This window comes from Gemmatimonas sp. UBA7669 (genome assembly GCF_002483225.1).
Taxonomy (GTDB): domain Bacteria; phylum Gemmatimonadota; class Gemmatimonadetes; order Gemmatimonadales; family Gemmatimonadaceae; genus Gemmatimonas.
On record NZ_DLHL01000027.1, the window covers coordinates 130,175 to 153,574 of the forward strand.

The following is a 23,400-nucleotide window of genomic DNA, read 5'->3' on the forward strand; positions in this document are numbered from 1 at the left end:
GCAGCCGCGCGGCTGCAGATTGAAGCGGGTCATGGTGGGAAGAATTGATTGGAGATGACACACCGAGCGGATTGCACGGCGCAAATGCAACGCACATCGCAATGAGTGCGCGCAATCGCATTGTTCAATGTGGAACGCAGCATGTCAACGCCGTTTTCGAAGTTGAGGCCGATAAAGTAAAGTGGTGGGACGAAATCGCATTGTACGCGTGATCGCCGTCACCGATTGGCGACAATCTGAAACAGGCGACTGCGCGATGCATGCGCGCCCCGGGTGGATCGCATGCTGACCGTCAGTGCATAGTCCCCCGGTCGCAAACCAGCCGTCGACAGGGTGAGATATCGGCCATGCACTGACGGCGCCTGCGATGAGGCAGACAGCAATTCGCCGGGCCTGGTGTCGGTCCACTGAATGCGGTTGCCGCTGGCGTCTCCACGTCCGCCGCCGAGCGCCACGGAAACGCGCTCGAACACGCCCCGGCGATTCAGGCGCTCCACCTGCAGTGTGTATTGCACGGAGTCATCGGCTGCGAAACCGTAGCTCTCGAAATAGAGACCGACTACGGACTGCGCGAGCACGGTGGTAGAGGGTAACAGGTGCGCTTCGATGCTGTCCATCGAAACGCTTGAGCTGGAATGCGGTGCGAGCAGCGCCGGTTGCGCCATGGCCACCTGTCCCACCGCCAGTGTCGCGAGCGGTGGTTCAGCTGTCAGCCCCAGGCGCAAACGCGCGTCAACGCCGCGCTGCGCGTCCATACGAAGCTCGAGCGATACGACCGACGAGTCGAACGCGAGCGCGCCGGCAAGCACCACAGGCTGCAATGCGGATGTGCGGCGCGCATCGATGGGGCGCACCGCAAGCGGCGAGGCTGCGGCGATGAGACTAGCGGTCAGGGAGTCACTCGAGCGCGGGGCCAATGCCGGGCGCAGCGATGGCATCTGCGTCGCGATCGCCAGGCGTGCGTGGTCAGCACGTCGCCACTGCTGCACCTGCCACTCCGTCACGGCGTGGAGCGGCCGAGGAAGCGTGGCGTGTTCGAAGGGCCACCAGTTCCAGGCTTCACCTTCCGACGGCGCCTGCTCAATCGGGTCTTTGCCCGTTTCAAATCGCACACTTGCGGTTGAGGTCGGTGGCCCGGTTTTTCTCGACTGCACGATAGTCGACCAGTGCATCGTGGACGGCCAGCCGTAGCGCGTGACCAGCTGCCCGACCGCATCGGTCGGATCACTGGGGCTCCAGTCGAAGTGCTCGCTGACAGGGAGACTGGCGGCCAGCAGAAGACGGGTCGTCCGCACGTCATGTTCGATCTGTCGTTCGTTCAGCGCATCAGACCAGAACGGATCGGCGAGCCACCAGAGGGTGCGCGCAAAGGCGGCATGCTCCGCGCACGAGCCGGGCAGCGTGACGCCACGGGGCACTACGCGCCGATCAACTAGCCCGACCACATTGTCCACCTGACAGCGAATAGCCTCTGGGGCCGCATCGCGCGCCTGCGTGAACGCCGCGCCCGCTTCCGCCAGTCGACCCTGCCTCGCGTGCACGTAGCCGGCCAGCATGCCGCACCACCAGAGGTCGCGGCGGCAGGACTGCGCCGCGGACAGCGCCTCTGCGTGGTAGCGGGTGTCATGGAACCCCTGGTCCACCAGGAACCGGATGTACTGTGCGCGCAGCCAGCCATCACCAGGCAGTTGTGAGACGGCAGTGCGTAGCTCGGTCAGCAATGAATCGCGGGCCGCAACAACGGCCCGGCGCTCTTCGGTGGTCAAGGCGGAGTCGATGACGACACTGGCGTCTGCGTCGTAGCGCGGATTTATGGACCACGTCGGACAGATCAGCGAGGGCAAGGGCGCGGTCGCAGTCGGGATGAGGTGACTCTGGCGCTCAGGTGTGTTTCGGGCAACTGGTGGCTTCCAGGCGAAGTTGCACCAGTGTTGGTAGGAGCCGAGTGAGGAGTAGCGAGGATTGTCGCTACGCGGCATGCTCCGTTCGAGCGCCGTCCACTGTGCGTAGTCACTGCGTAGCCAGGCGTGTCGCCAAATGCGCAGAAAGGCCGTCGTGGCCTCCCGCGCACGTTGCACGATCTGTGTGGAATCGGCCCTGTTGTGGGGAGGGCGCGCGCCATGCAGCGGCGAATCAGGCGATTCGGTGCTGAGCGCAGGCAGCTGTGCAGGGGGCAGCACCACGCTCAGCGTGCCGAGCAGGCACAATGCACTGGTCCGACGAAGTCGCGCGGCAGCGCAAATGCGAAACATTGGGGGACCGGAAACGGGGGCGATTCGATGCAGAGACAGCGCGCCAGCCATCCGGGAATTCAGGGCGTGCGGTGTTTCTGCGGCATGACCTGTCGACGTTGCTCACCGAGGAGTACCCCGTCAAGCAATGGCGTTCCCATGGCCCCACTCGCGTAGTTCCGATGACACAGCCGCGCACCGTCAGCGTCATGATGCACCATGCCAACGCCGAGTTGCGCAAAACGCCAAGCGCCGAGCAGAATATGGGTATGCCAATCGGACAGATGCGCCATTGGTCCGTCGAGGATGTCTGGGCGTTGCCCGAAGACGGTAACCGCTACGAAGTGGTGGACGGGGCACTGTTCGTGACCCCGTCGCCGCGTCGGGCGCATCAACTTGTTGCCGGCGAGTTCTTTCACGAACTCCGCACCTGGCTGAAAGGGCCGGGACTGTCGGTCGGTGTGGTCTTCATGGCACCGGTAGACGTGGTGCTCGACCCGAACACACTGGTGCAGCCGGATGTCGTCGTGCTGCCGGCGCGCGATCGCTCGGTGCTGCTGGGAGAGGGGCCCGCTCCCCAACCCGTGCTGGCTATCGAGGTCTTGTCGCCGGGAACCGCACGCAATGATCGTCTCACCAAGCGTCCCCGCTTTCAGCGGGCCGGTGTCGAATGCTGGCTGGTGGACATCGATGCCCAACGCGTTGAGCAGTGGGCGCCGGCAGCAGAGACTGCGGTCGTCTGCACGGATCAGCTGACCTGGGCCCCCGCGGGCGCCACTGAGGCGTTCCGTATGGCACTGGCGCCAATCTGGGCGGGAATCGACTGCTGACCGGCCGGTCTGACCCGTCCCGGAACGGCCGAACCCGCTATCTTACCCGGATGCTCAAGTTCGGTCTCGTCACCCTCGGCTGCGACAAGAACACCGTCGACTCGGAACGCTACCTCGCTGACCTCGTCGCCCATGGCGCCGAGCCGGTGCAGGATCTGCGCGACGCCGACGTGGTGGTCGTCAACACCTGCGGCTTCATCGACGCCGCCAAGGCGGAATCCATCGAAGCCATCGTCGAGGCCGCGCGCCTCAAGGACGACGGCGGCGTGAAGGCCGTCTTCGCCATCGGCTGCATGGTGGAACGCCACAAGGACGAGCTGCTCGAGGCGCTGCCCGAGGTGGACGTCTTCCTCGGCAACTCGGAGACCGACCGTCTCGTGCCGGAACTGGTGGAGCGCGGCCTGCTGGGCGGCTCGCTGGTGGAGCACCCCGGCGTGCGGCTCTTCAGCGGCGACAGCGCCCATGTGCGCTATCTCAAGATCTCCGAGGGCTGCGACCACGGCTGCGCCTTCTGCGCCATTCCGCTCATGCGTGGCAAGCATCGCTCCTTTGCGCTCGATGACCTCGTGCGCGAGGCGCAGTTGCTCGAGGCGCAGGGCGCCCGCGAAGTCAATCTCGTGGCCCAGGACCTCGCGCACTACGGACGCGATCGCCGCGACGGCAACGCGCTGCCCGAACTGCTCGAAGCCCTGGTGCGGGAAACCAGCATTCCGTGGATTCGCAACATGTATCTCTACAGCACCGGCATCACGCCGCGGCTGCTCGAGGTCATTGCGGCCAATCCACGCATCGTGCGCTGGCTCGACACACCCATGCAGCATGGCAGCGACGCCGTGCTCGCGCGCATGCGTCGCCCCGAGCGTCAGAAAACCATTCGCGAGCGTCTCGCGCAGTACCGCGCCATCGTGCCCGATCTCGCCGTGCGCACCAGCGTCATCGTGGGATTCCCCGGCGAAACCGAAGACGACTTCCTCACGCTCTGCGACTTCCTCGAGGAGATGCAGTTCGATCGCGTGGGTGTCTTCACCTATTCGCCGCAGGAAGGCACGCGCGCCTTTGCCATGGACGACGACGTGGCCGAGTCCATCAAGCAGGAACGCAAGGAGCGCATCGAGGAGTTGCAGCGCGCCATTACCGCCGAGCGCTACGAGCGCTTCGTGGGGCGTGACGCACAGGTCCTGCTCGAACGTCCGGGCGATGCACCCAACCTCTGGATGGCACGCGCACCCTGGCAGGCCGATGACATCGACGGCCTCACGCAAGTGCATGTGCCCGCGTCACACGACAGCGGGCTGTTGCGCGCCGGCGCCTTTGCCGACGTGCGCATCGACGCTGTCGTGGACGACTACGATTTCCGCGCCACCTGGCTGGGTGGTGTGACACAACCCGCCGTGGCAGCGCCCGTGAAGACGGGACGCACACTGCCGCTCATCGGCATCGACACCACCAGTGCAGGGAGCTTCGGACGATGACCTCACGCATTCCCCCGTATCAGGGCAATACGCGCTCGGCCGCCATCATGGACCGGGCGCGTCGGCGTTTTCCGGGGGGCGTCAACTCTCCGGTGCGCGCCTACCGCGGCGTCGGTGGTGAGCCCTTCGTGGCCGTGCGCGGCAAGGGCGCCACGGTGTGGGATGCCGACGGCAATGCCTATCTGGACTACGTACTGTCGTGGGGGCCGTTGGTGCTGGGCCACGCGCCCGACAACGTGCTGGAGGCCGTGCAGCGCGCCATGCAGGATGGCACGAGCTTCGGCATGCCCACCGAGCGTGAGGTGGAACTGGCCGATGCCATTGCCGCGCGCATGCCGCATCTCGAAATGGTGCGCTTCACGTCCAGCGGCACCGAAGCCGCCATGAGCATTGCGCGTCTGGCCCGCGCCGTCACCGGACGGGAACATCTCCTCAAGTTCGAAGGCTGCTACCACGGCCATGCCGACGCGTTTCTCGTGCGCGCCGGCAGCGGCGTGGCCACGCTAGGCCTGCCCGACAGCCCGGGCGTGCCGGACGCGTTGGCCAAGCTCACCCTCACCTGCGCCTACAACGATCTCGAGGCCGTCGAGCGCATCGCGCGTGCGGTGCCGCTGGCGGCCATCCTGCTCGAGCCGGTGGTGGGCAACGGCGGGTTCATCGAGCCCGAGCCAGGCTTCATTGCCGGACTGCGCCGCATCGCTGACGAAACGGGGGCCTTGCTCGTCTTTGACGAAGTCATGACCGGATTCCGTATCGCCTTTGGCGGCGCCGCTGAGCGCTTTGGTGTCACCCCCGACCTCACCGCCCTGGGCAAGGTCATCGGGGGCGGCTTGCCCGTGGCGGCATACGGCGGTCGTCAGGAGCTCATGGCGCGCATTGCGCCCACCGGGCCCGTGTATCAGGCCGGCACGCTGTCGGGCAATCCGCTGGCCATGGCCGCGGGCCTTGCCACCATGGCCGGCCTCACGCGCGAGGTGCACGACGGCATCGTGTCGCAAACGGCCACGCTGGTGCAGGGGCTTCGCGACATCGCGGCGCGTTTGGGTGTGCCGTTCACGGCCAGTCATGCCGGCTCCATGTGGGGCTTCTTCTTTCACGAGGGTCCGGTGCGCACCTTCGCCGAAGCGCAGCAGAGCAACGTGACGCTGTTCAAGCAGTTCTTTCATGCCGCGCGTCGGCGTGGCGTGAGTCTCGCGCCCAGCGCCTTCGAAGCGGCCTTCATGTCCTCGGCTCACGGTCCGCAGGAAATCGGCGAGACGCTGCATCGTCTCGACGAAGCCATGCAGGCCGCGGTGAACGGGCAGGAGTAGACGGAGCATGTCGCGCGAACGTCGTCGCCTGCAGGCCCACGCGCGGGCACTCGCCCCTCAGCTCGTGGTGGCGGTGGTCACCACCGTGGCGGCGGTGACGGTGGCTTGTGCGCCGGCGCTTACGCGCGGCGTTCCCGATCAGGCGCCGAGTGCCGCCCCGGTCCCGGCAGGCAATGCAGCGCCGGCTGTTGTAGCTGGCGTGTCCGAAGGCCGCCTCGAGCGCGCCCGTGATCGCATGGCCCATGTCGCGCTTGATGGTCGGGCGCGACTGGCCCCGGTGAGCGCCACGGGGCGTTGGCGCATTGACGAACAGGGTGGACGTGGCGCCCTAGTGCGTGGACAGGGCGACGAGCCCTGGCGCATTGAGCAGAATGGCCGGCTGCTGCGCGTGGCCGGCGAAGGCAGTGATGCCACGCCCTGGCGCAAAGGTCCCTTCGTGGCCCGTCCACTCGAGGGCGAGACCTTTGTGCGCTATAGCGGCAAGCGCTACCGGGGCGAGTTGTGGTTCACGGCCACCGACAGTGGCGTCATGGTCGTCAACCGCCTGCCGGTCGAAGACTATCTGCGTGGTGTGGTGCCGCTCGAAATCGGCACCCGCAGTGCAACCGATCGCGCCGCCATCGAAGCGCAGGCCATTGCCGCGCGCAGCTACACCTATGTGCGCGTGCCAGAGGGCAGTGTGGAGCTGCCCGTGAGCGGATGGAATCTCACCGCCACCGTGCAGCATCAGGTGTACGGCGGCGTTGAGGCCGAGCATCCGGTAGTGAACGCGGCCATTGACGCCACCGCCGGTTTGGTCCTGCGGTACAACGGCAAGGCCGTTGACGCGCCGTTTCACAGCAGTTGCGGCGGCCGCACGGCAGCGCAGCCCGAAGCCTGGCGTGGGGTGAAAGCCGAGAGCTATCTGCAGCCCGTCAGCGACATCGATCCGCGGACGGGACGGCCCTTCTGCGACCTCTCGCCGCGCAATCACTGGCACGCCGAGTTCGACGAGGCCCAGCTCGCGGCGGCCGTGCGCAGTGCCCTCCAGGCCCAGGGCGCCCGGGACCCGCGGCCGGCGGCCGTACACGGCATCAAGGTCGGCGCGACGGGCCCCTCGGGGCGGGTCACCAGCCTCGTGCTGGCCACCGAGCGCGGCGACGTGCCCATCGCAGCCCGGGATATTCGCGCGGTGCTACGTGATGCGCGTGGCGCCATGCTGCAGAGCACGTACTTTACCGTGGACCGCGAGGCCCGCCGCGGCGCGCGACTCGCGTCGCTCACGCTGCGCGGCGCCGGCAACGGCCACGGAGTGGGGATGTGCCAGTGGGGTGCCATCGGACGCGCGCGTGCCGGGGCCGATGCCCGCAGCATCCTCCGTCACTATTATCCGGGGACCGCTGTCGGCTTCGCCGACTGACGCAGACATCCCCGGAGGCGTGGAATGAAGGACGGCGTACGTATCGCCGTGGTCGGAACGGGTGCCATTGCCCAACTGACCCACATCCCTGTGCTGGCCAAGATGCGTGGAGCATCACTCGTGGCGCTGTGCGACAACGACGGCGCCAAGGCGCGCGCGCTGGCCGATCGCTTCGAGGTGCCCGACGTCTACACGGACTTCGAGGAGCTGCTCGACAGCGACGAACTCGACGCGGTGGTCATCGCCACGCCCAATCACTTGCACGAGCCGCACGTACTGAGTGCGCTGCGCAAGAAGCTGCACGTGCTCTGCGAGCGTCCGTTGGCGTTGACCGTGCGTGGTGTGGAGCGCTGCCTCGCGGCGGCGCAGAAGGCCGATCGCTGCCTCGTGGTGGGACACAATCAGCGCTTTCGCAGCGATGTGCAGGCGCTCGATCAGTTCATTCGCAACGGCGAACTGGGGCAGGTGACCAGCATTCGCGCCGGCATCATGCAGCTCAAGAAGAGCGGCGATGGCTGGCGCAATCGTCGCGCCGAGTCGGGCGGTGGTGTGTTCATGGAGCATGGCCTGCCACTGCTCGACCTGGCCATGTGGCTGGCCGACGGACCGGCGCCTGTGCGACTCTCGTCACACATGCGCCGCGGACGTGGCGCCGGCGCGGTGGAAGACGAGATGCAGGTCTTCATGGAGTGCGCCAATGGCATGATGGTCATCATCTATCTGTCGTGGGCGCACGTGGGCGATGAAGATCGCTGGTGGTTCGAGACGCACGCCACGCGTGGCTCGGCACGTCTCGCCCCGCTGCGCGTCATCAAGGAACTCAACGGACGTCCGGTGGATGTGTCGCCGTCAGGTGCGGCCGCGCGCGAAGGCGCGTTTCAGCAGAGTTATCGCGCGGAGATCGCGCACTTCGTCTCGCTCATTCGCGGCGAGTCGCCCTATGAGCCGCCCACCGATCAGGTGCTCATCCAGCGCATCGTGGAGGCCATCTACAAGGCGGCCGAGGACGGCAAGGAAATCCGCTTCTGATGCGGACGCCTCGTTGGCTGGCCCGCTGCGTAGCCGTAGCATGTTGCCTCGGCTTCGCAGGGGCTCCCGTGTTTGCCCCCGTGCTCGCGCAGGCGCCGTTGCCCGACAACGTGGCCCAGACGCCTGCGCCGCCGCCGCCAGGTCAGAACGCCACGCTCGACAGCCTGCGTGCCGTGCGTGGCGCGTCCATCGAAGTGCGACTGTACACGTATGGGCCCGGCGACGCGGTCTTCGAGCGCTTCGGGCATATCGCGCTCGCCGTACGTGACACGCTGACCGGTGAGGACCTCGCGTTCAACTGGGGCATGTTCGGATTCGGTGAACCGAACTTTGTCTGGCGCTTCCTCACCGGCGACACGCGCTACTGGATGGAGGGCTACAACACCGAGGCCTTCAATGCGGTGTATCGCGCGGAGAACCGCCGCATCCGTGAGCAGCGCCTCGCGCTCACGCCCATGCAGCGCGGCGCCCTGTACGACTATGTGGCGTGGAATGCGCAGGAAGCCAACAAGTACTATCGTTACGACTACTACAACGACAATTGCAGCACCCGCGTGCGCGATGCGCTCGATTGGGTGCTGAACGGCGCGCTGCAGTCACAGTGGCACACGGCGCCACTCGAGCGCACCTGGCGTGGCGAAACGGCGCGTATCACTGCGGACAACCTGCCGGTGTTTGTGGGCATTCATTTGGCGCTTGGCCGCCGCGCTGATGCACCGCTCACGGCCTGGCAGTCGGCATTCCTGCCCGAACATCTCGCTGATGCGCTGGCCACCACGCGCGTCGGCAATCAGCGGCTGGTGACAGCCGATTCGGTGATCTTTGCGGCCAACCGGGCCCCCATGCCGGCCACCGCGCCACAGCCCGTGGTGTTGGCGGCCTTCATCGGTTTTGGCCTGGCCGCGCTGCTGTATCTCTGGGCCGGCTCAAGCGATGTGCCCGATGTGCCAACAGCGTCGCGGGTGTCGGCCAGGGCCGAGGCCCGAGGCGCCGTTCGTTCGTCGCCCCGGTCATCGTCGCTCGGACTCAGCATTGTGGGCGTGCTCTGGTACTTCACCGGTGGGGTGCTCGGTACCGCGCTGCTCCTGGCCGGTACGGTCACCAAGCACAAGCCATATATGGGCAGCAACATGTCGGTGCTGCTCATCTCGCCGCTGCTGTTGGCGGCAGCCTGTCTGTGGCCCTGGCGTGATCATGCGGGGCGCGTAGGCAAAGCGGCGCGTGCCAGCGCCGCGCTCGTGGCCATCTCGGCCATGATGGGATGGCTGGGTCTGGTGGTGCCCGGGCTCATGCAGGGCAGCATGGTGGTGGCGCTTGTTATCGCCCCCATACACGTGGGCTTCGCGCTGGCCGCCTGGCGACGGCAGCTGCCGCCGGCCCTGAGGGCATGAGCCGACATGCGTGAAGGACGCCCCGCGAGCGACATGGGCACGGTGGCCATCGGTATCGATGTCGGCGGGACCTTCACCGATCTGGTCGCGCTGCACGCCGACGGTCGCGTGCGCACGGTCAAGGTGTTGAGTCAGCCCGGCGACCGCGCGGGCGCGGTGCTGCACGCGCTCAGTGAAGCCGGGGTGCCGGCGAAAGACATTGCGCACATAGCGCACGGCACCACCGTGGTCACCAACCTGCTGCTCGAGCGGCGCGGCGCGCGCGTGGTGGCCTGCGCCACGGCAGGTTTCACGGACCTGCTGGAACTCCGGCGGCAGGAACGCGCCTCGCTGTACGACCTCACGCTGCACCACCCCGATCCGCTGGTTGGTCATGCCGATGTCGTGAGCGTGCACGAACGGCTCGTGCCCGGTGACGTGCTGCAGTCGCTGACCCCGCAGGAGTGCGCGCGTGTGGCCTCGGCGGTGCTGGACCGTGAGCCCGATACCGTGGCCATAACGCTGCTGCACGCTTACGAAAACGCCTCGCACGAAGTGCAACTCGCCGCAGCCATTGAAGAGGAAGCCACGGCGCGCGGCCTCAGTGTCGACGTGGTGTGCAGTCATGCCGTCCTGCCCGAAATGCGCGAATACGAGCGCAGCGCCACCACCGTGGCCGAGGCCTATGCGCGGCCCGCCGTGCGGCAATATCTGGGCGCCTTGTCTGCGCGCCTCGCGCAACAGGATTATCCCGCGCCTCGCGTCATGACCTCGTCGGGCGGCACGCTGCCCGCGTCAGACGCGGCGCAGCATGCGGCCGCTCTGGCCCTCTCTGGCCCGGCGGGCGGTGTGACCGGTGCGGCGGCCTTTGCCCGCGTGCTGGGTCTCTCACGCGCGCTCACCATCGACATCGGCGGCACCAGTGCCGACGTGGGTCTGATCGACGGCGGCGAGCCGTTGGTGGAGCGCGGGAGCAGCGTCGGCGGCGTACCCATTGCGCTGCCACGCGTACTGGTGGAAGCCGTGGCGGCGGGTGGCGGCAGCGTGGCCTGGATTGATGACGGCGGTGCGCTGCGCACGGGGCCACACAGTGCGGGCGCGAGTCCGGGGCCAGCTGCGTACGGACGCGGCGGCACACAACCCACCGTCACCGATGCCCATGTCGTGTTGGGTCACATTGCCAGCGGCGCATGGAGTGGCGGCGTGCACATCCATGCCGATCTCGCGCAGCGCGCGGTGGAGCGAGTGGCGGAGCCGCTGGGCGTGAGTGTGACGCGCGCAGCGGAGGCCATTGTGCAGACGGCCGATGCCACCATGGCGCGCGCACTGCGTCGGATATCGGTGGAGCGTGGCATCGATCCGCGCGACATGCCGCTCATGGCTTTCGGCGGCGGTGGGCCGCTGCACGCCTGCGGACTCGCCGATCGGCTCGGCATGACACGCATCGTCATCCCGCCGCACGCCGGCGTGCTGAGCGCGCTTGGTTTGGCCATGGCACCGGAACGACGCGAACGCATCAGCAATTGTGTCGTGGCGCTCGCGTCGTGGTCGGACGAAGCACTCCACGATACGCTGCGTGCGGCCGCGAGCGCACTCGGCGGGGCACCCGCCGACACCAGCTGGTGGCTGCGCACGCGCTACGTGGGGCAAGGCTATGAGCTCGATATCCCCGTGTCCATCGAGGACCGCCTGTCCCACGTGATTGCACGTTTTGGTGAGCGGCATCGGGAACGCACGGGCTACGTGCTGCCGCGCGACGTCGAGTGCATCAGTCTGCGCACGGCGGTGCAGCACGCCGCCTGGCCCGCCGTGTTCGAGCGGGCTGCGGCCGATGCGGCCCATGCACGGCCACTCGACGGACCGGCGGTCATCACGCTGCCCGATGCTACGCTGCATGTGGCAAGCGGCTGGCGGGCCACGGCGCTCGATGTCGGCGGTTGGATGCTTGAACGCCTCACCTGAATTCATTGGAGCGTGGCACGTGCACAAGCCTGACGGACCGTTGTTCATCGCCATGGGGCGCGAATTGCTTCGCGACGACGCACGAGATCGCGACATGCAGATCGACACCGAAGACCAGCACCCGCTGGCTGGTCGCATCATTGGCGCGCCGGTCCCCATGTTGGTGCCGCCCGATGGTCCGGTGCATGTGCTCATTGTTGGCGAGGCGCCCGGACCACGTGGTGCAGACAAGAGCAACATTCCGTTCTGGGGCGACGCGGCGGGCAAGCACCTGTACACGGCGCTTGCCGCGATTGGCGCCGTGACACTGCCGCGTACCTACGATACCGTGGCCTGGGATGGCAACGCGCTGCGCCGTCGTGCCTACAGGCCCACCGCACATGGCGTGGCCCTCACCAATGCACTCGATCGCTGCCCAACCGACGACGGCTTCCGCTTTCGTGCACCGGCCCGCCGCGAACTGCAAAGCCCGGACAATCTGAGTCGTCTCGCCGCCGACATGGAGCGTCTCCTCCCGCGTGGTCTCCGCGGCGTGCTCACACTGGGGCGGGTGGCCACGAGCACCGTGGAGTTTTTATTGAGCACGCGCCCGGATCTCACGCTGCGCACGCAGTCGGTGGTGCATCCCAGTGCGCAGGGCCTGCTCTCCATGGCGCCCAATCGCGGCAAGGGTTCGCGCATGGCGGATCTCCAGGCGCAGTGGCAGGCACGCTGTCAGGCAGCGGTGGTGGAGCTGGGCTTCGTCGTGCCCGACACAGTGCCGCCCGACACTGTGGCGCCCGATACCGTCGCGCCCGAAACATGACCACCACGTTCGATCCACTGCAGCTCACGGTCTTTGCGCAGCAGGTGGCCATGCTCGCAGAGGAAATGGGCACGCTGCTGGAACGGGCCAGCATCTCGCCCAACATCCGCGAGCGGCGTGATGCCTCGTGCGCCGTGTTCGACGCGGCCGGTCGCATGGTGGCACAGGCTGCCCACATTCCGGTACATCTCGGTGCCATGCCCGAAGCCGTGGCCGCGGTGCGCGAAGCGGGAGCCCGCGCTGGCGACGTGTACCTGCTCAACGACCCTTCGCATGGTGGATCGCACTTGCCCGATCTCACCATGGTGGAGGCCGTGGCCCACCCGCATGAGGCCGCGCGCATCATTGGCTACACGGCCGTGCGTGCGCATCACGCCGATGTGGGCGGCATGAGTCCCGGCAGCATGCCGTTTGGCGCGACGGAGCTCTATCAGGAAGGGCTCATCGTGCCACCGGTGTGCATCGAACGCACGGGCACGGTGCAGCACGACGTGCTGCGTCTCGTGCTGGCCAATGTGCGCACACCCGATGAGCGAGACGGCGACCTGCGCGCACAACGCGCCGCCTGCGCCGCCGGCACGCGGGGCTGGCAGGCGCTGTGGAACCACCTCGGCGAGCATCAGCTTTCGCAGGCCGTGGACGCACTGCTCGACTACACCGAACGCCGGGTGCGCATGCGACTGTCCACGCTCGATGGTCTGAGCGGCCGGGCGCAGGATGTGCTGGAGGGCGATGGCGTGGACGAGCGGGCCATTCCCGTGGTGGTTCACGCGCGAGTGGAGCACAGCACGCTGCATCTCGACCTCACCGGTACCAGTCCGGCCGTTCGTGGCAACGTGAATGCCCCGCCGGCCGTGGCGCGTGCGGCCGCGGTGTTTGTGCTGCGTGTGCTCTGCGACGATGATGTGCCCGTGAACGATGGCGTGGCCCGCGCGCTGCGCCTCAGCATCCCCGATGACTGCGTGGCCAACGCCAAGCGGCCGCGGGCGGTGGCCGCCGGCAACGTGGAACTGTCGCAGCGACTCACCGATGTGATCTTTGCCGCGCTGGCCGAGGGTAGTCGCCATCGCGCGGCCACTGACGGCAGCCTGCCCGTGCTGCCCGCGGCCGGTCAGGGCACCATGAACAATGTCACCATGGGAGCGCCCGGTTGGTCGTTCTACGAAACCCTGGGCGGTGGGCAGGGCGCGAGCCGACGTGGTGCGGGGCCGGATGCCGTGCATGTGGGCATGAGCAACACGCGCAACACACCCATTGAAGCGCTGGAGCGCGCCTATCCGCTGCGTGTGCTGGAGTACGCGATACGTCGTGGCAGTGGTGGCGACGGACGGCATCGCGGCGGACATGGTGTGGTGCGTCGCTATCAGGCGCTCGAGGCCTGCACCGCCACCTTGCTGACGGAACGTCGTCTTGTGGCGCCGCCGGGCGCAGAAGGTGGCGGGGCGGGGCAGTGCGGTGTGAACCGTCTCAACGACGTCGTGCTGCCCGCCAAGACACGCGTCAGCATGCAGGCCGGTGATGTCCTCAGCATCGAAACGCCGGGTGGTGGAGGCTGGGGTACACCCGACGAGCGTCGCGGAGACGTCGCTACACCGCCAGCGTAAGTCCTTCCCAGGCCGCGATCACGCGCAGCGAGGCGCCGGCGCGTTGCACCTGTTCACGCGCGTGGTCCACAATGCGCTCGACGGCGGCATCATCCCGGTCCGGATGATGATGGAACAGTACCAGCGTGCGCGCTTCGCATTCCATGGCAAAGCGCGTGGCCTCGGCGGCTGACGAGTGGCCCCAGCCGCGATGCGCGGCGAGTTCCTCATCTACATACGTGGCGTCGTGCACGAGCATCGGCACGCCGTGCAATTGACTGGTCAACTCGCGTCGCCAGGTCTGCACCGGTGGACTGTTGTCGTGATACGCGAGCTCATTGTCGGGCGCGTAGGCCACGAGAGCGCCGCCTGCATCGTCCACACGCAGGACGGCGGCGTCACCGGGATGCTGCGCCTTGCACCGCACCACCGTGAGTGCGCCAAGCGCCAGGGGGGCGAGATTGGCCCACTCCGCCACGGTGAGGCGTGTGGTCACGCCTTCGATATACGGCACCAGCGGCGGCGACAGCAGCTGCAGCAAGAAGCTCTCGAGCGAGGTGGCCTCACCGTCGCCGCAATACACCGTGATGGACGAGCGCCACGCAAACATCGGTGCGAAGTGCGCCAGACCCAGCACATGATCACTGTGACGATGTGTGAGCATGAGCGTGAGTGGCTCGTCGCGTGTCGTCGCAACCAGATGTGCTCCAAGCCCACGAATGCCGGTGCCCGCGTCGAGAATGAGCGGCGCCTGGCCGTCCACCTCCACGGTGATGCAGGGCGTGTTGCCCCCATAGCGCACCGTGCGCGGGCCGGGTGACGACACCGTGCCCCGTGTGCCCCAGAAACGCACGCGCGCCCTCGGCCTCGTGGGCTCGGGACGCGCGGTGGGCGGTGGGCCCCCGGTACTCATGTGCTGCCCGACGCCCCGATCAGATCCGCGGGCGCGAGCGGGATTCCAGCGCCGCCCGATCGGTGATGGTCACCACACGACGCTGCACCGAGATGAAGCCCTTCTCCTGGAACTCGGCCATCGCGCGGCTCACGGTTTCGCGGCTGGCGCCGATCATGTGCGCCATGGTCTGATGCGTGAGTTGCTTGATCAGGGTGGCCGGCTCGCCGGGCCCGGCGTGCTCGAGCAGCACGCGCGCCACTCGCCCCGGGACGTCCAGCAGCACGAGGCTGCCAATCGTGCCGTCGGCCTGACGCAGTCGACGCGAGAGCTCCACCATGAGCCCCCAGGCCACCTGCGGATTCTGCTCCACCTGCCGACGGAATTCGGCCCGGCGCAGCACAATCAGCGTGGACGGCTGCGTGGCCACCACGTGCGCGCTGCGTGGACGACCGTCCACGAGCGAGAGTTCACCAAAGTGGTCGCCCACACCCAGGATGCCGAGGATGACCTCGCGGCCCTCGTCACCGGGCAGGGCCACCTTCACCTCGCCCGAGCGCACCACATACAGGGCGTCGCCGGCGTCACCCTCAGTGACAACCAGCGCACCCTTGGCCACCCGCTGCTCGCGGGTGACTTCGGCGAATCCGCGCAGGGCCTGACGGTCCAGTTCACGGAACAGGGGCACTGTGGACAGGAAGTCCGCAATGCGGTCGAGCGAAACGCTCATGGAGGAAGGCGTGAAGCGCATCGGTTGCGTGCCAAAGGTCACCATGTTCTCTCACCTCAGCTCGTGTATTTTCCGTGATGGAGCTTAACGTCCGGGGTCCGTACCGCGCTGTGACCCGAATCACCGATTTCGTCCCAGTTTCATGCTGAGCCACCTTCGGGACCGCATCACCGAGGCGCTGGAGCGCGCCACCGAGGTGGAGCAACTGCTGGCCGACCCTGAAACCACCCGGGATGCCACCCGTTTGGCGGACCTGGGTCGGGAGCATCATCGCCTGGCCGAGGTCGTGGCCAAGGCCAACCGACTTGCCAAGGCCGAGCAGGAGTTGGCCGATGCGCGGGAGATGGCATCGGGAGATGACGCGGACTTTGCCGCCGAGGCCCGTGCTGAGGTTACCCGGCTCGAAGCCGAGTGTGCCGCGCTCGAGAAGGCGTTGCTGCCGCTGCTCATTCCGCGCGACCCCCTCGACGACCGACCGGCCATCGTGGAAATCCGTGCCGGCACGGGTGGCGACGAAGCCGGTCTCTTTGCCGCCGACCTGCAGCGCATGTACTCGCGCTACATCGAGCGCCGCGGCTGGCGCATGGAAATGATCTCGTTCTCTGAAGGTGCGCTCGGTGGCGTGAAGGAAGCAGTCTTCAAGGTGAGCGGTGATGGGGCCTTCGGCGTGCTGCGCTGGGAGTCGGGTGTGCATCGGGTGCAGCGTGTGCCGGCCACCGAAACGCAGGGTCGCATTCACACGTCTGCCGCCACCGTGGCCGTGCTGCCCGAGGCTGAAGAAGTGGACGTGCGCATCGAAGACAAGGACCTGCGCATCGATGTGTTTCGCTCATCCGGTCCCGGAGGACAGAGTGTGAACACCACCGACTCCGCCGTGCGCATCACGCACATTCCCACGGGCATTGTGGTGTCGCAGCAGGATCAGAAGTCGCAGTTGCAGAACAAGCAGAAGGCCATGGACGTGCTGCGTTCGCGATTGCTCGACCTGCGTCTCTCCGAGCAGGAAGCGGAGCGTTCGCGGCTCCGCAAATCGCAGGTGTCCACGGGTGATCGCTCGGCAAAAATTCGCACCTACAACTTTCCGCAGAGCCGCGTCACCGATCACCGCGTGGGGGTCACGCTGTACGACATCGATGGCATCATGAATGGCGACATCACGCCCTTCATCGATGCGCTGGCCCTGGCCAACGCCGAAGAACGGTTGAGTGGCTGAGTCGTCGAGCACGCTGCGCGATGTGCTGGCGCGTTGTCGCACGCTGCTTGCCGATGCGGAGCCGGGCAGCGACGACCTGGAGCATGAGCACGCGCGCGAAGCCCAGTTGCTGGTCTCGGGCGTGCTGCGCCTGTCGCCTGGTACACTGTCCCAGCGCAGCGCGCGCGGCGACCACCTGAGCGCCGAGGACATGGCAAGGGTGGAGCAGGCCTTGCACCGCCGATTGCGCGGTGAGCCGCTGGCCTACGCCGTGGGGTGGGCGCCGTTTCGCCATTTGGAGCTCATGGTCGATTCCCGCGTGCTCATTCCGCGTCCGGAGACCGAGGAAGTGGTGGGGCATGCCCTCGCGCTCACGGCAGACCGCCCCGGGGGCGTGGCGGTGGATATCGGCACCGGATCGGGCGCCATTGCGCTGGCCCTGGCCAGCGAAGGCCAGTTCGAGCGGGTCGTGGCCACTGACGTCAGTGCGGACGCGCTGGCCGTGGCGAAGGCCAACGCCGCGGCGCTTCCGGCAGGCCGCGCGCCGGTCGAGTTCCGGCTGGGGGCCGATCTCGCGCCGCTGAACGGTCTCCGCCCCCGTGTCATCGTGTCGAACCCACCGTACATTGCGTACGACGAGGCCGGCGGGCTGCCGCCTTCGGTGCGTGACTGGGAGCCCCCTCTGGCCCTGTTTGCGGCCGACGGGGGCATGGCACGTTATCGGGCGCTGCTGGCCGGCGCCCGGTCGCTGCTGGAACCCGGCGGCTGGCTGGTGCTCGAACTCGACGCCAACCGGGCGCAGCAGACGGCGCGCGAGGCCGCGGCGCTGGGGTGGCAGGACGTGGTGGTGCATCCGGACCTGTCCGGTCGCGATCGCGTGCTCATCGCCCGCACGCCAGGCTGACTCACGCGGCACAACATTCGCACATCATTGGCCGGGAGGCCCGCACATGCTGGAAGACAAGGCAAAGGATCTCGGGCGCAGCATCGGCCAGAGCGAGGAATACAAGGCCGTCAAGCGCAGCAGCGAAGCGCTCAACGCCGACCGTGATGCCACCACGATTCTGCGGCAGATGGAGCAGATCCGTCAGGACGCGCAGGCCATGATAGATCGCGGGCAGGAGCCCACGCCGGACATGGAGCAGCAGCTCGACGCGCTGCTGCAGCAGGTGCAGGGCAATCCGGCGTATCAGCGCGCAATCTCCGCGCAGGACAACTTCGACAAGCTCATGCTGCGCGTGAATCAGTGGATTGCCGACGGCATCCGCGCTGGCGCCACCAGCCCCATCATTCTCGGGTGATTCCCGGCATGTCGCCAGCAACGGGTCTCTTCCTCGTGCTCGAGGGCGGAGAAGGGGTGGGCAAGACCACGCAGTGGCAGCGACTCGGCGACACGCTGCGGGCCGTTGGCCTCGACGTGGTGACGGTGCGCGAACCCGGCGGGACACCCGCCGGCGACCACATTCGTGCGCTGCTGCTCGATCCGGCCTCGTCGCTGGCGCATGCCACGGAGGCGCTGCTCTTTGCCGCCTCGCGTGCACAGTTGCTGCACGACGTGGTCGAGCCGGCGCTCGCGCGTGGCGCGGTGGTGCTCGTCGATCGATTTCTGCTGTCCACCTACGCCTATCAGGGCGCGGGACGTGGCCTGCCCATGGAGAGTCTGCGCCGGGTGAATGCGCTGGCCACTGGTGGACGTACGCCCGACCTCACGCTCCTGCTGGCCATGCCGCTGGCCACGGCCCAGGCGCGCGCCGCCGCGCGTGGCGCGATGGACCGCATGGAACAGGAGACGTCGGCATTTCACGAGCGGGTGAGCGCGGCCTTCACCGAGGCGCTGTTACCGGCCTGGCAGGACGCGCACCCCGAAGTGGGGCCTGTGGTGGCCGTGGACGCCGATACCTCGGTGGATGCCGTCACCGTGCGTTGCCTCGCGCAGCTCGTTCAGCGTTGGCCGGAACGGTTCCGCGACGCGGCGCGTGCGGCCAGTGTCTCTCTCTCCGGCGTGGCGCCATTGGACACGATGGCGCACCCGCCGGCACCTGTGATGCCTTGAGCGCGTATAACTGACATGCCCGAAATTCTTCCCGACGCGCCTCGCACGGATTCCCGTCGCGCCCGCGCCACCGTGGCGGCCGGCGGCTTCGTTGCTCTGCTGGCGCTCGGTGGCTGGTGGGCCGGTCGCGACCTCAATGTGGTGGCGCAGCCGAGCCGCCCTCCGCTTGGTGGCGAACGCCTGTTCGATCAGGTGGCCGCAGCCGTGGCGCAGAAGTACGTCGACTCCCTCGATGCCGGTGACATCTACGACAAGGCCGTCACCGGCATGCTGCAGGAGTTGCAGGACCCGTTCACCTCGTTCCTCAGTGACGAGCGTCTGCGTCGCCTCAATGAGGCCATGAGCGGCACCTACGCGGGAATTGGGCTGCAGATCGACATTCGTGATGGCTGGCCCGTGGTCATCGAAACGGTGCACGGTGGCCCGTCCGAACGCATCGGCCTCCTGGCCGGCGACCGCATCATCGAAGTGAACAAGGAATCCACCAAGGGCTGGGAGCGCGACGAAGTCTCGCGCGCCATTCGCGGGCAGGCGGGCACCCCCGTGGCGCTCGTGGTACAGCGCGGCGACCAGCGTCTCAACTTCTCGGTGGTACGCGACAAGGTGCATTTGCGCGCGGTGCAGCGGGTCGCGCTGCTGCAGAACGGCGTGGGGTATATCGACATCAACGTGTTCAGCGCACAGACCGCCACCGAAGTGGCACTGGCGGTGGACTCCGTGGTGAAGCTGGGCGCGCGCTCGCTCATCCTCGACCTGCGTGGCAATCCGGGTGGATTGCTGGAGCAGGGTGTGGCCGTGGCCGAACTCTTCCTCGATCAGGGGCAGAGTGTGGTGCAATTGCGCGGACGCCCCGGCACCACGCCGCAAGTGTATGCCGACTCGCTGCCACAGCGCTGGCCCACGCTGCCCCTCTCGGTGCTCATCGACAAGTCGAGTGCGAGCGCCTCGGAGATCGTGGCCGGCGCCCTGCAGGATCACGACCGCGCCATCGTGCTCGGTGTGACCAGCTTCGGCAAAGGCTCGGCGCAGAATGTGTATCCGCTGTCGTCGGGTGGGGCGTTGCGTTTGACGGTCGCGCGCTGGTTTACCCCGGTGGGCCGCAGCATCAGCCGACCGCCCGAGCCCGATCAGGATGCACAGCCGGCCGGCGATGACGACGTGACGCTGCCTGACACCATTCGCCCGCGCTATCGCACCGATGCTGGCCGTACGGTGCTTGGCGGCGGTGGCATCACACCCGATGTGGTGGTGGGTGACACCCTCACGCCGCTGCCGGTGCAGGCGCTCGCACGCGCCATGGGCAAGAATCTCGCGGCCTATCGCGCCGCTATCGCGCGTCAGGCGCAGTTGCAGAAGGGTCGCATGATCACGCCCGGTGACCCGGTCACGCGCGACATGCTTGACGAAGTGTACGCCGAGATGGAGCGCCGCAAGGTGGCACCGCCTCGGGCCATCTTCGACGCGGCCGCGCCGTGGATTTCCAGGTCGCTGGGCTACGAAATGGCACGCGTGGCCTTTGGCCCGGATGCCGAGTTCCTGCGTCGTACGCAGGACGACGCGCCCTTGCAGCGCGCCGCACAGATCCTGCAGGCGGCGCGGACACCGCGTGATGTGTTCGGCAATCTCGAACGTCGCGCGGTGAGTGTCCCGGCCACGACGCCGTAGATTCAGTGGCTCGTCGATCGTCATTGTGAATCCGCATTTCTGATCCGTGTGGTTTCCGCCCGATCCGCGTCATCCGCGACAAGGCAGTTCGACCCAGACGGCTTCTCTCTGCGCCCTCCTTTTCTCCTTCTCTCAGCGTGAGCTGTTAGCGATCTCTCGGATGCAACGAGTGCCGGTGCTGCGGCCGGAACGTCAACCGCTCACGCAGAGAACCGCAGAGGGCGCAGAGGAGGCAATCGTAAACGGGTCGGCCATAACCTACTGCAAACCCGGAAGAGCCGTTCTTGCTTACGCGCCCGGCAGCTTGGTCGACACCTTCACGCCCTTGGGCACCTTGAAGGTGAAGGCATCGGCCGGCAACGTGGCATCGGGTCGCCAGGTGGTCAGGGTGATGCTGCGATCCACCCCCTGGCCGTCGATGACCTGCACGCGCACCGGGCGTGGCTCCTTGTCATCGAGCCACAGCACCGCACGCTGAAACGGCGCACTCGTGCCACGACGTGGCACCAGCTGTACGCGACGCGTTGCGCGGCCATCCACCGTGGCCGCCTCACCACCGGAAATGTCGAAGGCCCGTGTGGGCGTGTCGAGCAACTGGCCCAGCAGGTCCGCCACGATGGCGCCGTCGGCGTTGGCCGGCAACTTGAGCACCTGACCGGGCGTGCTGCTGGGCAAATACACCCACAGCGACTTGCCATCACCCACGATGCGGTCACCTGCGGGCTGCGTGAAGGTGATGGACAGCTTACCAGGTCGCTGCTGATGAAACACACCGGTGCTGGACACCGTGCGGCCGAGAATGGGATTGGTGATGCGCTGCTCGAACTGCGCCTCGAGGGTGCGCGTACCCTTCCACGCCTGCGCCACGCGCGCATAGCTGGCTTCGGCCGCACTCTGCGCCTGCAACTGGCCCGGCAGCACGGCCATCGCGAGTGCCGCGCTCGTAAGCGCAGCGCTCGTCAGCGCAGCGACGGCGCTTCGGTGTGTAGAGATAGGCATGAAGAGAAATACCCGCGGCGCGTGGTGAGGTGCCTGGCGGTTGCCGCGCGAACGGCAACCGCCCCGGTCATCAGGTGACCGGCGTCACCGAACGGCCGATTGCTTCGGCAATCACGCGCAATTGCCGCACGAGGTCGGCAAACTGTTCGGGATAGAGCGACTGCGCGCCATCGGACAGCGCCTTGTCGGGCGTGGGATGCATTTCCACGAGAATGCCGTCGGCTCCGGCCGCCACCGCCGCCCGCGCCATCGGCGTGACCTTGTCGCGCAAACCTGTGCCGTGACTCGGGTCGGCCACGATGGGCAGGTGCGACAACTTCTGCACCACCGGCACCGCCGTGAGGTCGAACAGGTTGCGCGTGGCGCTGTCAAACGTGCGCACGCCGCGCTCGCAGAGGATCACGTTGGGATTGCCTTCGGCGAGGATATACTCGGCGCTCAGCAGCAGGTCGTTGATGGTGGCCGCCATGCCACGCTTGAGCAGTACCGGCTTCTTGAGCGTGCCCACGTGACGCAGCAGCGAGTAGTTCTGCATGTTGCGCGCGCCAATCTGAATGCAGTCCGCGTACTCGGCCACAAGATCAGCGCCGCGTTCGTCCATGGCTTCGGTGACGATGGCCAGGCCCGTTTCACGACGCGCGAGGGCCAGCAGCTCAAGCCCCTGCTTGCCGAGTCCCTGAAAGGCATACGGCGACGAGCGCGGTTTGAATGCGCCACCACGCAGCGCCGAACCACCAGCCGCCTTGACCTGCCGCGCCGAGGTGAGAATCTGCTCCTCGGTTTCCACCGAGCAGGGGCCCGCCACAATGGGCACCTCACTGCCACCGAAGCGCACCCCAGGGGCGATTTCCACGATGGTCGTTTCGTTCTTCCACTCGCGCGAGGCCTGACGGAAGGGCTTCTGCACGATGAGTACGCTGGCCACGCCGGGCAGGCCCTCGATGTACGACCAGTCCACCTTCGCGTCGTCACCCAGGAGACCAATGGCCGTGCGAACTTCGCCCGGCAACGGCAGCGGCTTGAAGCCCTGACGCGTGATTTCCTCGCAGACACGATCGATGTCGGCGGAGGAGGCGTTGGGCTGCATCACGACCAGCATGTGTGTTCCTCAGAAAGTGTGGTGCCAGCCGTCCGTGGCAAGCACGACCGGCCCATGATACAACGCGCCCACCTCGCCGCGGAGATCCACGGTTTCGACGGGCGGATAGAAATGCGTGAGCACGAGCTGCTGCGCCCCGGCCGTGGCCGCGAGGGCACCGACCTGCGATGGCGTCAGGTGCGACGGGATGGCCATGGCCTCCGGCAGCGAACACTCGGCCAGCAACAGGTCGCAGCCCGCGGCCCAGTGACCCAGCGCCTCGCTGGGGCCCGTGTCGCCGGTGTACACCAGACGACGCGCCCCATCGCGCACGGAATATGCCATGCTCTCGGGGGTGTGGGGTACGGGGAAGCCCTCCAATTCCACACCGTCGGGCAGCTTCACGACTTCGTCCGGGGCGATCTCGCGCACCGTGAGCGGGAATCCGGGCGCCAGAATGGATGCTCCATACACGGTGGCCATGCCTTCGAGCAGCGCGCCCGTGCCTACAGGACCGAACACCGTGACCGGGGCCGAGCGCGGCGGCAACTGGCCCCAGCGCCAGCCCATGATGAGCATCGGCAGGTCGGCAATGTGGTCGGCGTGGAAATGCGTGAGCGCCACGTGCGTGATGTCCTGCCAGGCCACGCCAAGCGACGCCATGCGGTGCACGGCGCCACTGCCGCAGTCGAGCAGGAGGCGCACACTGCCCGACTGCACGAGGTGCGCAGCACTCACGCGCGACGGGTGCGGCGCGGCGGTGCCGGTGCCGATGGTGGTCAGTTGCATGCCGCGTCGCG

20 protein-coding genes are annotated in these 23,400 nt (G+C 67.3%); 14 read left to right on the plus strand and 6 right to left on the minus strand.

What is annotated here, in order from left to right; genetic code table 11:
* Positions 1-218 precede the first annotated feature (218 nt).
* Entirely contained in the window at positions 219-2,252 is a 2,034-nt protein-coding gene (locus tag B2747_RS08075; protein WP_291158939.1) for a tetratricopeptide repeat protein, read from the minus strand.
* A 161-nt stretch (positions 2,253-2,413) separates the two neighbouring features.
* On the opposite strand from B2747_RS08075, the gene B2747_RS08080 reads away from it, so the two are divergent.
* The 9 genes from B2747_RS08080 (at position 2,414) to B2747_RS08120 (ending at position 14,012) form a co-directional block, all read left to right on the plus strand.
* Positions 2,414-3,061 (plus strand): Uma2 family endonuclease, encoded by a 648-nt coding sequence (locus tag B2747_RS08080; RefSeq protein WP_291158940.1) that lies wholly within the window; start codon positions 2,414-2,416, stop codon positions 3,059-3,061.
* Positions 3,062-3,111: 50 nt separating this feature from the next.
* Complete coding sequence (gene rimO, locus B2747_RS08085) at positions 3,112-4,533, plus strand: 30S ribosomal protein S12 methylthiotransferase RimO (protein WP_291158942.1); 1,422 nt, start codon at positions 3,112-3,114, stop codon at positions 4,531-4,533.
* Positions 4,530-5,843, plus strand: coding sequence for a glutamate-1-semialdehyde 2,1-aminomutase (hemL, locus tag B2747_RS08090; RefSeq protein ID WP_291158945.1), 1,314 nt, complete (start codon positions 4,530-4,532; stop codon positions 5,841-5,843). The genes rimO and hemL overlap by 4 nt, the downstream gene beginning before the upstream one ends.
* A gap of 7 nt (positions 5,844-5,850) precedes the next feature.
* Positions 5,851-7,242 (plus strand): SpoIID/LytB domain-containing protein, encoded by a 1,392-nt coding sequence (locus B2747_RS08095; protein WP_291158949.1) that lies wholly within the window; start codon positions 5,851-5,853, stop codon positions 7,240-7,242.
* A gap of 24 nt (positions 7,243-7,266) precedes the next feature.
* A complete protein-coding gene (locus tag B2747_RS08100) occupies positions 7,267-8,271 on the plus strand; it encodes a Gfo/Idh/MocA family protein (protein WP_291158952.1) in 1,005 nt (334 codons plus the stop codon).
* Positions 8,272-8,339: 68 nt separating this feature from the next.
* Positions 8,340-9,662, plus strand: coding sequence for a DUF4105 domain-containing protein (locus B2747_RS08105; protein ID WP_291158955.1), 1,323 nt, complete (start codon positions 8,340-8,342; stop codon positions 9,660-9,662).
* A 6-nt stretch (positions 9,663-9,668) separates the two neighbouring features.
* Positions 9,669-11,603, plus strand: a complete 1,935-nt coding sequence (locus tag B2747_RS08110) for a hydantoinase/oxoprolinase family protein (protein WP_291158958.1) — start codon at positions 9,669-9,671, stop codon at positions 11,601-11,603.
* Between the two features lie 19 nt (positions 11,604-11,622).
* On the plus strand, positions 11,623-12,408 hold the full coding sequence (locus B2747_RS08115; protein ID WP_291158961.1) for a uracil-DNA glycosylase family protein: 786 nt from the start codon (positions 11,623-11,625) through the stop codon (positions 12,406-12,408).
* Positions 12,405-14,012, plus strand: coding sequence for a hydantoinase B/oxoprolinase family protein (locus B2747_RS08120; protein WP_291158964.1), 1,608 nt, complete (start codon positions 12,405-12,407; stop codon positions 14,010-14,012). Before B2747_RS08115 ends, B2747_RS08120 begins: the two co-directional genes overlap by 4 nt.
* On the opposite strand, the gene B2747_RS08125 is transcribed toward B2747_RS08120, so the two are convergent.
* Positions 13,996-14,844, minus strand: coding sequence for an MBL fold metallo-hydrolase (locus tag B2747_RS08125; protein ID WP_291158967.1), 849 nt, complete (start codon positions 14,842-14,844; stop codon positions 13,996-13,998). The two genes, B2747_RS08120 and B2747_RS08125, sit on opposite strands and share 17 nt — an antisense overlap.
* 79 nt (positions 14,845-14,923) lie before the next feature.
* Positions 14,924-15,613 (minus strand): Crp/Fnr family transcriptional regulator, encoded by a 690-nt coding sequence (locus B2747_RS08130; protein ID WP_291158970.1) that lies wholly within the window; start codon positions 15,611-15,613, stop codon positions 14,924-14,926.
* 142 nt (positions 15,614-15,755) lie between these two features.
* On the opposite strand from B2747_RS08130, the gene prfA reads away from it, so the two are divergent.
* From prfA to B2747_RS08155, 5 genes are read left to right on the plus strand one after another with little or no spacing between them, the layout of a single operon-like run.
* A complete protein-coding gene (prfA, locus tag B2747_RS08135; protein ID WP_291158973.1) occupies positions 15,756-16,826 on the plus strand; it encodes a peptide chain release factor 1 in 1,071 nt (356 codons plus the stop codon).
* The gene (gene prmC, locus B2747_RS08140) at positions 16,819-17,709 is read left to right on the plus strand and encodes a peptide chain release factor N(5)-glutamine methyltransferase (RefSeq protein ID WP_291158976.1); all 891 of its coding nucleotides are present in this window, start codon (positions 16,819-16,821) and stop codon (positions 17,707-17,709) included. Before prfA ends, prmC begins: the two co-directional genes overlap by 8 nt.
* A gap of 46 nt (positions 17,710-17,755) precedes the next feature.
* A complete protein-coding gene (locus B2747_RS08145) occupies positions 17,756-18,106 on the plus strand; it encodes a YlbF family regulator (RefSeq protein WP_291158979.1) in 351 nt (116 codons plus the stop codon).
* A gap of 8 nt (positions 18,107-18,114) precedes the next feature.
* Positions 18,115-18,858: a dTMP kinase gene (gene tmk, locus B2747_RS08150; protein WP_291158985.1), complete on the plus strand. Its 744-nt coding sequence runs from the start codon at positions 18,115-18,117 to the stop codon at positions 18,856-18,858.
* Positions 18,859-18,873: 15 nt separating this feature from the next.
* Complete coding sequence (locus B2747_RS08155) at positions 18,874-20,523, plus strand: S41 family peptidase (RefSeq protein ID WP_291158989.1); 1,650 nt, start codon at positions 18,874-18,876, stop codon at positions 20,521-20,523.
* A 288-nt stretch (positions 20,524-20,811) separates the two neighbouring features.
* Here B2747_RS08155 and B2747_RS08160 read toward each other — a convergent pair whose 3' ends face one another.
* The 3 genes from B2747_RS08160 to B2747_RS08170 form a co-directional block, all read right to left on the minus strand.
* A complete protein-coding gene (locus B2747_RS08160; protein WP_291158991.1) occupies positions 20,812-21,522 on the minus strand; it encodes a LolA family protein in 711 nt (236 codons plus the stop codon).
* Positions 21,523-21,592: 70 nt separating this feature from the next.
* Positions 21,593-22,621: a 3-deoxy-7-phosphoheptulonate synthase gene (aroF, locus tag B2747_RS08165; RefSeq protein ID WP_291158994.1), complete on the minus strand. Its 1,029-nt coding sequence runs from the start codon at positions 22,619-22,621 to the stop codon at positions 21,593-21,595.
* Positions 22,622-22,630: 9 nt separating this feature from the next.
* Entirely contained in the window at positions 22,631-23,389 is a 759-nt protein-coding gene (locus B2747_RS08170; protein WP_291158997.1) for an MBL fold metallo-hydrolase, read from the minus strand.
* Positions 23,390-23,400 lie beyond the last annotated feature (11 nt).

Bases quoted from the DNA above. Each gene is read 5' to 3' on its own strand.
- B2747_RS08075 (WP_291158939.1), bottom strand. From the start codon at position 2,252: ATGTTTCGCATTTGCGCTGCCGCGCGACTTCGTCGGACCAGTGCATTG.
- B2747_RS08080 (WP_291158940.1), top strand. From the start codon at position 2,414: ATGACACAGCCGCGCACCGTCAGCGTCATGATGCACCATGCCAACGCC.
- rimO (WP_291158942.1), top strand. From the start codon at position 3,112: ATGCTCAAGTTCGGTCTCGTCACCCTCGGCTGCGACAAGAACACCGTC.
- hemL (WP_291158945.1), top strand. From the start codon at position 4,530: ATGACCTCACGCATTCCCCCGTATCAGGGCAATACGCGCTCGGCCGCC.
- B2747_RS08095 (WP_291158949.1), top strand. From the start codon at position 5,851: ATGTCGCGCGAACGTCGTCGCCTGCAGGCCCACGCGCGGGCACTCGCC.
- B2747_RS08100 (WP_291158952.1), top strand. From the start codon at position 7,267: ATGAAGGACGGCGTACGTATCGCCGTGGTCGGAACGGGTGCCATTGCC.
- B2747_RS08110 (WP_291158958.1), top strand. From the start codon at position 9,669: ATGCGTGAAGGACGCCCCGCGAGCGACATGGGCACGGTGGCCATCGGT.
- B2747_RS08120 (WP_291158964.1), top strand. From the start codon at position 12,405: ATGACCACCACGTTCGATCCACTGCAGCTCACGGTCTTTGCGCAGCAG.
- B2747_RS08130 (WP_291158970.1), bottom strand. From the start codon at position 15,613: ATGAGCGTTTCGCTCGACCGCATTGCGGACTTCCTGTCCACAGTGCCC.
- prfA (WP_291158973.1), top strand. From the start codon at position 15,756: ATGCTGAGCCACCTTCGGGACCGCATCACCGAGGCGCTGGAGCGCGCC.
- B2747_RS08145 (WP_291158979.1), top strand. From the start codon at position 17,756: ATGCTGGAAGACAAGGCAAAGGATCTCGGGCGCAGCATCGGCCAGAGC.
- tmk (WP_291158985.1), top strand. From the start codon at position 18,115: ATGTCGCCAGCAACGGGTCTCTTCCTCGTGCTCGAGGGCGGAGAAGGG.
- B2747_RS08155 (WP_291158989.1), top strand. From the start codon at position 18,874: ATGCCCGAAATTCTTCCCGACGCGCCTCGCACGGATTCCCGTCGCGCC.
- B2747_RS08160 (WP_291158991.1), bottom strand. From the start codon at position 21,522: ATGCCTATCTCTACACACCGAAGCGCCGTCGCTGCGCTGACGAGCGCT.
- aroF (WP_291158994.1), bottom strand. From the start codon at position 22,621: ATGCTGGTCGTGATGCAGCCCAACGCCTCCTCCGCCGACATCGATCGT.
- B2747_RS08170 (WP_291158997.1), bottom strand. From the start codon at position 23,389: ATGCAACTGACCACCATCGGCACCGGCACCGCCGCGCCGCACCCGTCG.